The sequence below is a fragment of the Actinomadura meridiana genome, assembly GCF_039537545.1.
In the GTDB taxonomy this organism is placed as follows: Bacteria; Actinomycetota; Actinomycetes; order Streptosporangiales; family Streptosporangiaceae; genus Spirillospora; species Spirillospora meridiana.
Genome location: NZ_BAABAS010000033.1, coordinates 71,624 through 80,299, shown reverse-complemented (window position 1 = coordinate 80,299; position 8,676 = coordinate 71,624). Strand labels below are relative to the sequence as shown.

General features: G+C 71.2%; 4 protein-coding genes. 1 reads left to right on the top strand and 3 read right to left on the bottom strand.

The features are described 5' to 3' along the window. Positions 1-232 precede the first annotated feature (232 nt). Positions 233-1,678 (bottom strand): type VII secretion protein EccB, encoded by a 1,446-nt coding sequence (gene eccB / locus ABD808_RS37610; protein ID WP_344908059.1) that lies wholly within the window; start codon positions 1,676-1,678, stop codon positions 233-235. A 7-nt stretch (positions 1,679-1,685) separates the two neighbouring features. Beyond that, positions 1,686-3,086 carry a type VII secretion integral membrane protein EccD gene (eccD, locus tag ABD808_RS37605; protein ID WP_344908058.1) on the bottom strand — a complete coding sequence of 467 codons (1,401 nt, stop codon included), beginning with the start codon at positions 3,084-3,086 and terminating at the stop codon, positions 1,686-1,688. A gap of 191 nt (positions 3,087-3,277) precedes the next feature. On the opposite strand from eccD, the gene eccCa reads away from it, so the two are divergent. Beyond that, entirely contained in the window at positions 3,278-7,261 is a 3,984-nt protein-coding gene (gene eccCa, locus ABD808_RS37600; protein WP_344908055.1) for a type VII secretion protein EccCa, read from the top strand. Positions 7,262-7,313: 52 nt separating this feature from the next. Here eccCa and ABD808_RS37595 read toward each other — a convergent pair whose 3' ends face one another. After that, the gene (locus ABD808_RS37595; protein ID WP_344908052.1) at positions 7,314-8,609 is read right to left on the bottom strand and encodes a S8 family serine peptidase; all 1,296 of its coding nucleotides are present in this window, start codon (positions 8,607-8,609) and stop codon (positions 7,314-7,316) included. Positions 8,610-8,676: the final 67 nt, after the last annotated feature.

Below are 8,676 nucleotides of genomic sequence, written 5' to 3'. Positions count from 1 at the left end.
CGCGTCGCGGCCTGCTGCATTGCTGCTCTGTCAGCTGCGGACGTGTTCCCCACAGCGCCACCTCCGTTTGCGAATTTCGGTCGTGTGCCGCAGAAGAGGGGCACTGCCCGCCGGCGCCCAGTGAGCCTGGGAGCAATCCTGTCGACACGAAATGCCATTGATCATAGGCGTTGCACGCCACTTATGTCGACGCACTTGATGATCTGACGGTTCATGTGATCTACGCCATATCTTACACTCTCGAGGTCGAGATCGGCTTCCGAGCCAGCGCCGGATCGAGCGCCGGACCCTGCGGGATGAGATGGATCACGCTCGACGGGACGGGCGCCGCCTTCTTGGCGTCATAGCCGAGCTTCTTGGCGATCTCTGCCGACGGCAGTGCGAAACGGATTCCCTGGTCGTTGACCAGTGACAATGACCCCGATCCGCCACTTCCCGAGCTGTCGCCGCCCGCGGGCACGAGGCTCATCAGCGCCGCGCCGCCGGGTGGCAGCACCATCTGGTCGATCGTGCCGGACGACCCGGCCGTGCCGGAGCCGAGGACGCCCGCGGACGGCGCGGGCAGCGATCCGCCCATCGACAGTCGCGCCGTCGACGAGCCGATCGGGTACACCGCGCACAACGGCGTGGTGGTGTCCCAGGCGACGAACTTCGGCAGGGTCGGCGGCAAGTTGTTGTCAAGTAGGCGCGTCTGCGAGGCGAGTTGTTGCGCGGACGGGACGTCCGTCGGCAATGGCCGCGCCTGCTCGCCCGGATAGGCGGCGGTGGTCTTGACGTCCCGCAGCAGGAGCTGCGCCTGCGTCTCGTTGATCTGCGAGAGCCCGTCGGGGAGCATCACGTACCAGAGTGCCTGGCCACCGGCCCCGGTCTCGGCCTTGAACACCTGGCCGACGCGGGACGTCCCGCCCCGGGGCCCGGGCACCGCGCGGCCACGCTGCGGGATGTCGGGCGAGCCGAAGTTGCCCGCCGCCGGGATCGCGTTCAGCCAGGTCGCCGGGACCTCTTCCGCGCCGGGGCCGCCGGTCAGCGACGGGACCTGGGCCGCCGGGATCGTCATCTGCATGCGGTGGTCCTGCCAGACCACCCAGGGGACGCCGCCGGTCTGCACGACGACGGCCTCGGTGGCGGCCAGCCCCCGCCCGCCGACGTCCTTCCCGGCGGCGAGGGCGCTGACCTGGCGCTTCACGCCGGTCGCGGTCGCGGACTCGCGGGTGCACACCGACCAGGGGCCGCGGATGAGCTGGTCGTCGCCGGGCAGCGAGTCGGGGGCGCCCGGGATGCCGATCATCGCGCCGCGCTCGAACCCGGCCAGCGACTTGCGCGACACGGTGCGCCGCTCGGGCCCGCCGTCGGACTCGAGGGCCAGCAGCGCGGACGCGTAGTTCGCGACCGGGAACATCTTCTTGCTGTTGGCGTCGTAGATGTACTTGGTCCCGGTCTCCTTCTCGATGATGAGCTTGCCGGGCTCGTCCAGCCCCTTGGCGCCGCCCGGGGACAGCAGCCCCCAGATGCCGAACACCGCGATGACGAGCAGGCCCACCATCACCCCGGCGAACGCCGCGATCGACAGCCGCCGCATGGGCGACTCGGCGATGTCGGGCTCGCCTTGCAGCAGGGCCAGGCCGACCCGCTGTGTCATCAGGCGGTGCGCCTGGTAGAGATCCCGCCGGTTCTGCATCAGCGCGTCACCCGGCCAGCCCGCGCACGCGGGAGTAGACGTCGAGGACGGCGAGCGCCAGCGGGATCAGCGAGATCATCACAACCATGTCGAGGATGTCGCCCCATCGGCCCCAGACCGGGGTGGGACGGTGGCCGGGCAGCCAGAGCGTCACGGCGACGACGATCCCGGTGAGCACGAGCAGCGGGACGAGCGCGGCGGAGAGCGCGACGACCTGGCTGCCGTGCAGCGCCGCCCCGATCGTGGTCAGCACCAGGCCGAACAGCCCGATCACGAGCATCCAGGAGCGCTGTGACACGCCGCGGAAGATCCTGGCCCGCAGCAGCAGCGACACCGACATCGTCGCGGACGTGGCCGGACCGGCCCAGCCGTCCTCGCCGAACAGGAACAGCATCGCGCCCGCCGAGACCAGCGCGATCGAGGCGATCAGGCCGGTGGAGAACCGGTCGGCGGCGGCGGTGCGGGAGAGCACCTGGCGGCCGTCCACCGTCTCGGTGTCGCGGCGCAGTTCCTCGGCGCTGCCCGGGACGGGCGGCAGCGGCATCCGCGCGAGCTTGAACGCCAGGGACGGGACGGCCGCGATGAACATCATCACGACGACCGCGGCGACGGCGGCGATGCCAGCGGCGGGCAGGTCGTCGAACGCGAGCCCGACGCCGGCGCCGATCGCGCCCACGAACGCGGCGAACGCGATGCCGAGGAACACCGGCAACCCGTCCGCGATGGCGAACCCGGCGATGATCGCGGCGAGCACCGTCACCCCGAACCCGGCGAGCAGGTGCGGCGCGCCGAGGTCGAGCAGGTCCAGGTCGTCGCGGGCGGGCGCGGCCAGCCCGGCGATGAACGCGTACGGGAGCGCCGCGTAGCCGAGGACGGTCCCGGCGCCGGAGTCGCCGACCGCCCGCGAGAGCACCGCGCCCATGATGAGCGAGAGGAGCGCGACGATCCCGGCGGCGGCGGCCGGGACGATCCACGGCGGCCCCGACAGCGCGATGACGACCGCGCCGACCAGGAGCGCGATCCCCCCGGCGCCGAGGCCGAACGAGCGGGTCGTGGTGGGCCGCCACCGGTCGGTGCGCTCCCGGATGCCCGACGCGATGACGTCGGCGACGTCGTCGAACGACATCTCCGGCAACTGCGCCATCCGCGGCCGGAAGTAGAGCACCTCCCCGTCGCGGATGCCGAGGGCGTTCGTCGTCTGGGCCGCGTCGAACGGGTCTCCGTCGAGCCGTTGGAGGACCCAGCCGGAATGGGCGAGTCCCGCGTCCGCCATGTTCTCGCCCGCGGCGCGCAGCAGCGTGGGAAGCATGTGCGCCAGCGGCACGTCGGCGGGCAGGGACACGTCGATGCGCCGTTTCGGCGCGACGATGGTGACCCTGCAAAGTTCGGTTGTTGCGGGCGAATTCACGGGAGCTCCCGTCCTCCAGGTTCAGATCAGGGGCGGATCCGAGCGACGCGCAGTTTAGGATGTGACGTCCGCCTACGCTAAATCAAGCGCAATACGCATAAGAAGCTCAAGACGTACAAGTACCCCCCGGGCCGGTCGTCCCCCCGCAGCCGTCCGCCGCCCAGGGCGCGAGCTCCCGGAGGAACACCAAGGTGAGCACCGTCCTCGTCCGGCGCAAGGAGCGCCGCAAACCACCCCCAGCCCCCAAGGGCGAACTACTGCTGGAATCGCCGCCGGAAATCCCGGAGATACAAAGCGGCGGCCTCCAGAACGTGCTGATGTACCTGCCGATGGCCGTGATGCCGGTCATGATGGGGCTGATGTTCCTGGGCGGCGGCACCCGCAGCCCGATGATGATGATCAGCAGTGGCGGCATGGCATTGGCGATGGGCGGCATGATGCTCGGCCAGCTCGGCCGCGGCTCCGGCGAGCGCAAGTTCAAGCTGAACGGCGCGCGCCGCGACTACTTCCGCTACCTGTCGCAGGTGCGCCGGAAGGTGCGCCGCGCCGCCGAGCAGCAGCGCGAGTCGCTGGAGTGGAACAGCCCGTCCCCCGACTCGCTGTGGTCGCTGGTGATGAGCGCGCGGATCTGGGAGCGTCGTCCGAGCGACCCCGACTTCGGGAACGTGCGGATCGGCGCCGGGCCGCAGAAGCTCGCGGTCCAGCTGATCCCGCCGGAGACCCGTCCGGTCGAGGACCTCGAACCGATGACCGCCGGGGCGCTGCGCCGGTTCGTCCGCGCGCACTCGACGGTGCCGAACCTGCCGGTGGCGGTGTCGCTGCCGTCGTTCGCGCGGATCCTGCCGATGGGCGACCCGGAGGCGGTCCGCGGCATGGTCCGCGCGATGATCGCGCAGCTCACCGCGTTCCACTCGCCCGACGACATGCGGGTCAGCGTGTGCGCGTCGGCGGAGACGATGCCGCACTGGGACTGGGTCAAGTGGCTCCCCCACGCGATGCACCCGACGGTGACGGACGCGGCGGGGCCCGTCCGGCTGATGGCGGGCACCATGTCCGAGCTGGAGCGGATGTTCGGCGGCGAGGTGAAGGACCGCGCCCGGTTCACCCCCGGCCTGCAACAGAGCGACCTGCCGTACCACGTCGTCATCGTGGACGGCGGCGCCGTCACCCCCGACTCGCAGATCGGCTCGGACGGCATCGAGGGCGTCTGCGTCATCGACCTGACCGGGCACATCGCGCCGACCGCCGACAACACGATGCTGCGGCTGCGGGTCGCGCCCGACAAGATGGCGATGCTGCGTCGCGACCGTACCGGCAAGGACGTGCCCAGTTCGCTGGGCCGTCCCGACGCGTTCAGCTACGTCCAGGCGGACGGTCTGGCGCGGCAGCTCGCCCCGATGCGGGCCAGCGCCGTCACCGGCCCGGAGATGGACGCGCTCGCGGCCGCGACGACGCTGACGACGCTGCTCGGCGTCCCCGACCCGGCCCGGATCGACCCCCGGCAGGCGTGGCAGCCGCGGGCGCCGCGCAACCGGCTGCGGGTGCCGATCGGGCTGGACGCCGACGGCCGCCCCATCGACCTCGACATCAAGGAGGCCGCGCAGGGCGGCTACGGCCCGCACGGCCTGTGCATCGGCGCGACCGGGTCCGGCAAGTCGGAGCTGCTGCGCACGCTGGTGCTCGGGCTGGCGATGACGCACTCGTCCGAGGTGCTGAACTTCGTCCTCGTCGACTTCAAGGGCGGCGCGACGTTCCTCGGCATGGACGGCCTCCAGCACGTCTCCGCGATCATCACGAACCTGGAGGACGAACTCCCGCTCGTCGACCGCATGTACGACGCGCTGCACGGCGAGATGGTGCGGCGGCAGGAGTGGCTGCGCGCGGCCGGGAACTACGCCTCGCTGCGCGACTACGAGAAGGCCCGCGAGCAGGGCGCGGCGCTGAAGCCGATGCCGACCCTGTTCGTCGTCCTGGACGAGTTCTCCGAACTGCTGTCGGCCAAGCCCGACTTCGCCGAGCTGTTCGTGATGATCGGACGCCTCGGCCGTTCGCTCGGCGTCCACCTCCTGCTCGCCTCGCAGCGGCTGGAGGAGGGCAAGCTGCGCGGCCTGGACACGCACCTGTCGTACCGGATCGGCCTGCGGACGTTCTCGTCCGCCGAGTCGCGGGTCGTCCTCGGCGTTCCCGACGCGTACGAACTGCCGCAGGCGCCGGGCAACGGCTATCTGAAGATCGGCACCGAGACGATGACGCGGTTCCGCGCCGCCTACGTCTCGGGTCCGTACAAGCCGGACGAGGGCCAGGAGCAGGAGTCCCGGCAGGGGGCGCGGCAGCTCGCGCAGATCGTCCCGTTCACCCCGGCGTACATGCGGCCGCAGATGCAGGCGCAGACGCAGGAGCAGCAGCGCCCGAAGGAGGACGAGGGCCCGCAGATCAGCCTGTTCGACCTGGTCGTCAAGCAGCTCGCGGGGAACGGTCCGCCTCCGCACGAGATCTGGCTGCCGCCGCTGGAGGAGCCGTCCACGCTCGACCAGGTGCTGCCGAACCTCCAGCAGACGCCCGAGTTCGGGTTCACCACCGCCGGGTGGGACGGCCGGGGCAAGCTGCACGCTTTCGCGGGCATCGTCGACAAGCCGTTCGACCAGCGCCGCGACCCGATGTGGCTCGACCTGTCCGGCGCCGCCGGGCACGTCGGCGTCGCGGGCAACCCGCAGGCGGGCAAGTCGACCGTGCTGCGGACGCTCATCACCTCGCTCGCGCTCATGCACACGCCGCAGGAGGTGCAGTTCTACTGCCTCGACTTCGGCGGCGGCGCCCTCGCGCCGCTGGCCGACCTGCCGCATATCGGCGGTGTCGCCGCGCGCCTCGACCCTGACCGCGTCCGACGCACGGTCGCCGAGGTGTCCGGGCTGCTGGAATCGCGGGAACGGTTCTTCACCGAACGCGGCATCGACTCGATCGGCACCTACCGGCGGATGCGCGCCGAGGGGCAGATCGCCGGGGACGGTTTCGGCGACGTGTTCCTCGTCGTCGACAACTGGCTGACCGTCCGGCAGGAGTTCGAGGCGATCGAGACGACGGTCACCGACCTCGCCGCGCGCGGCCTCGGCTACGGCATCCACGTGATGGCCGCGACGAACAAGTGGTCGGAGTTCCGGCTGACGATCCGCGACCTGTTCGGGACGCGGCTCGAACTGAAGCTGGGCGACCCCTACGAGTCGGAGATGGACCGCAAGCACGCGGCGAACGTCCCCGAGGGGCGGCCGGGACGCGGCATCACCCGCGAGGGCCTGCACTTCCTCAGCGCGCTCCCCCGCGTGGACGGCCGGACGTCGGCGAGCGACCTCTCCGACGGGGTCCGGCAACTGGTGCAGACGGTTCAGGCGGGCTGGCAGGGACGCCCGCCCGCGCCGACGGTCCGGATGCTGCCGGACGTGCTGCCGTACAGCTCGCTGCCCACCGTGGCCGAGACCGGCAAGCGCATCCCGATCGGCATCGACGAGGACACCCTGTCGCCCGTCCTGCTGAACCTCGAGAACGACCCGCACTTCGTCGTCCTCGGCGACAACGAGTGCGGCAAGTCCAACCTGCTGCGGCTCGTCGTCGAGTCGATCAAGGCCAGGTACACCACCGACGAGGCCCGGATCATCATGCTCGACTACCGCAGGGCCCTGTTGGACTCGGCGGAGAGCGAGCACGTCATCGGGTTCGCGGCGTCCTCCACGGCCGCGGCCGGGCTGATGAAGGACGTCCACGGCGCCCTCGTCAACCGGCTCCCCCCGTCGGACCTGACGCCCGACCAGCTGCGCAACAGGTCATGGTGGAGCGGGTCCGAGCTGTTCCTGGTGGTGGACGACTACGACCTGGTCGCCACGCCGTCCGGCAACCCGCTCGCGCAGCTCGCCGAGCTGCTGCCGCAGGCCCGCGACATCGGCATGCACCTGATCATCTCCCGCACGATGGGCGGTGCGGGACGTGCCATGTTCGACCCGATCCTGCAACGGCTCAAGGACATGGCCAGCCCGGCGCTGATCATGTCCGGCAACAAGGACGAGGGCAACCTGTTCGACGTCCGGCCCGGCCCGCTGCCCGTGGGGCGCGGCACCCAGTCCGACCGTCGCAGCGGCAAGCGCCTCATCCAGACCGCGTTCTACGATCAGCAGCAGCAGCAGTAGCCCGTCCGGTGAAGGGCCCCTGAGCAGGGGCCCTCCACCGTTGGGGCGGTTGTCAGTCGCGGTCGTCGGCGGGGATGCTGGCGCGTCCCGGCTTCCAGCCGCGTCCCCGGCCGAGCGGGATGACCGCCCCGCCGAACGCGACGAGCAGCGCGGCGCCGACCGCGCCGCCCGCGACGATGAGGCCGATGTGGCGGGTCCGCTCGTCGACGGGCTCCGGCTTCGCGATCTGGACGGCGCCGCTCAGCGGCCGCGTGTCGGTCGCGTCCGGCCTGGCATTCGGGTCGACGAGCGCGGACACCGCCTGCAACGGGCTGATCATGCCGTGCCCGCTGCCCCGTCCATTGCCGCCCTCGGCCGTGATCAGGATCCGGTTGATGACCTGCTGGTAGTTCAGCTGGGGATGCCGGGCCCGGACGAGCGCCGCGACGCCCGCCGCGTAGGGGGCGCCGAAACTCGTGCCCTGGAGGCCGCCGACATAGCCGGTGCCGAGGGTCGAGATGACGTTCTGGCCGGGCGCGGAAACGTCCACCCGGGTCTTGAGGTTGGAGAAGTTCGTGATCGTCCCGGACTCGTCCACGGCGGCGACGGACAGCACGCCCTTGTAGCTCGCCGGGAAGGCGGCGCTCTCCTTGCCGCGATCGTCCTTGGCGACGTTGCCCGCCGACGCGACGATCAGGGCGTCCCGCTTCTGCGCCGTCCGGACGGCCTCGCGCAGCGCGGGCGTGTCCGGGGCGTCCACCGACACGTTGATCACCTTGGCGCCGTGTTCGGCGGCCCAGGTGATGGCCTTCGGCAGGAGCGTGTTGTCCTGCGTGCTCTCACCGCTGGCGAACTTGGCGTTCAGCAGCCTGACCTGCGGCGCGACCCCCACGAACGGGACGTCCTTGGCCCGCATGTCGGTCGCCGCGATGATCCCGGCGACCTGCGTGCCGTGCCCGACACAGTCGTCGATCGTGGTGTGCGTCGCGTCGAAGCTCCCGGCGACCTTGCCCTTGAGCTGCGGATGCCGTGTGTCGATACCGCTGTCGACCACCGCGACGGTGACGCCCTTGCCCCGCGTCATCCGCCACGCCTGCTCGAAGTCGAGACGCCGCTGCGCCCACGGCTCCACGGTGATCTCCGACGCGGGCTGCCCCGCGGGCTTGTTGCACTTCGGCGTGGCCGGCTCCAGCGGCGGCCGCTTCGGCTGGTCCGGCTTCTCCGGCTTCTTGGTGGTCGGCGGCTTCTTGGTGGTCGTCGGCGCGGCCCCCGGACGCTCCACCGGCGCCGCGGCCGCCGCCGGGGCGAACACCAGAACGGACCCCAGTGCCACACTGCCGGTCCCCGCCGCGAGTCGCCCTCCGCGCATAGCCTGCCTCTCCTGACGTTCCGAACCTTCAAGGACTGTAAGGGATCACAACCCCTCTTCGACCAAC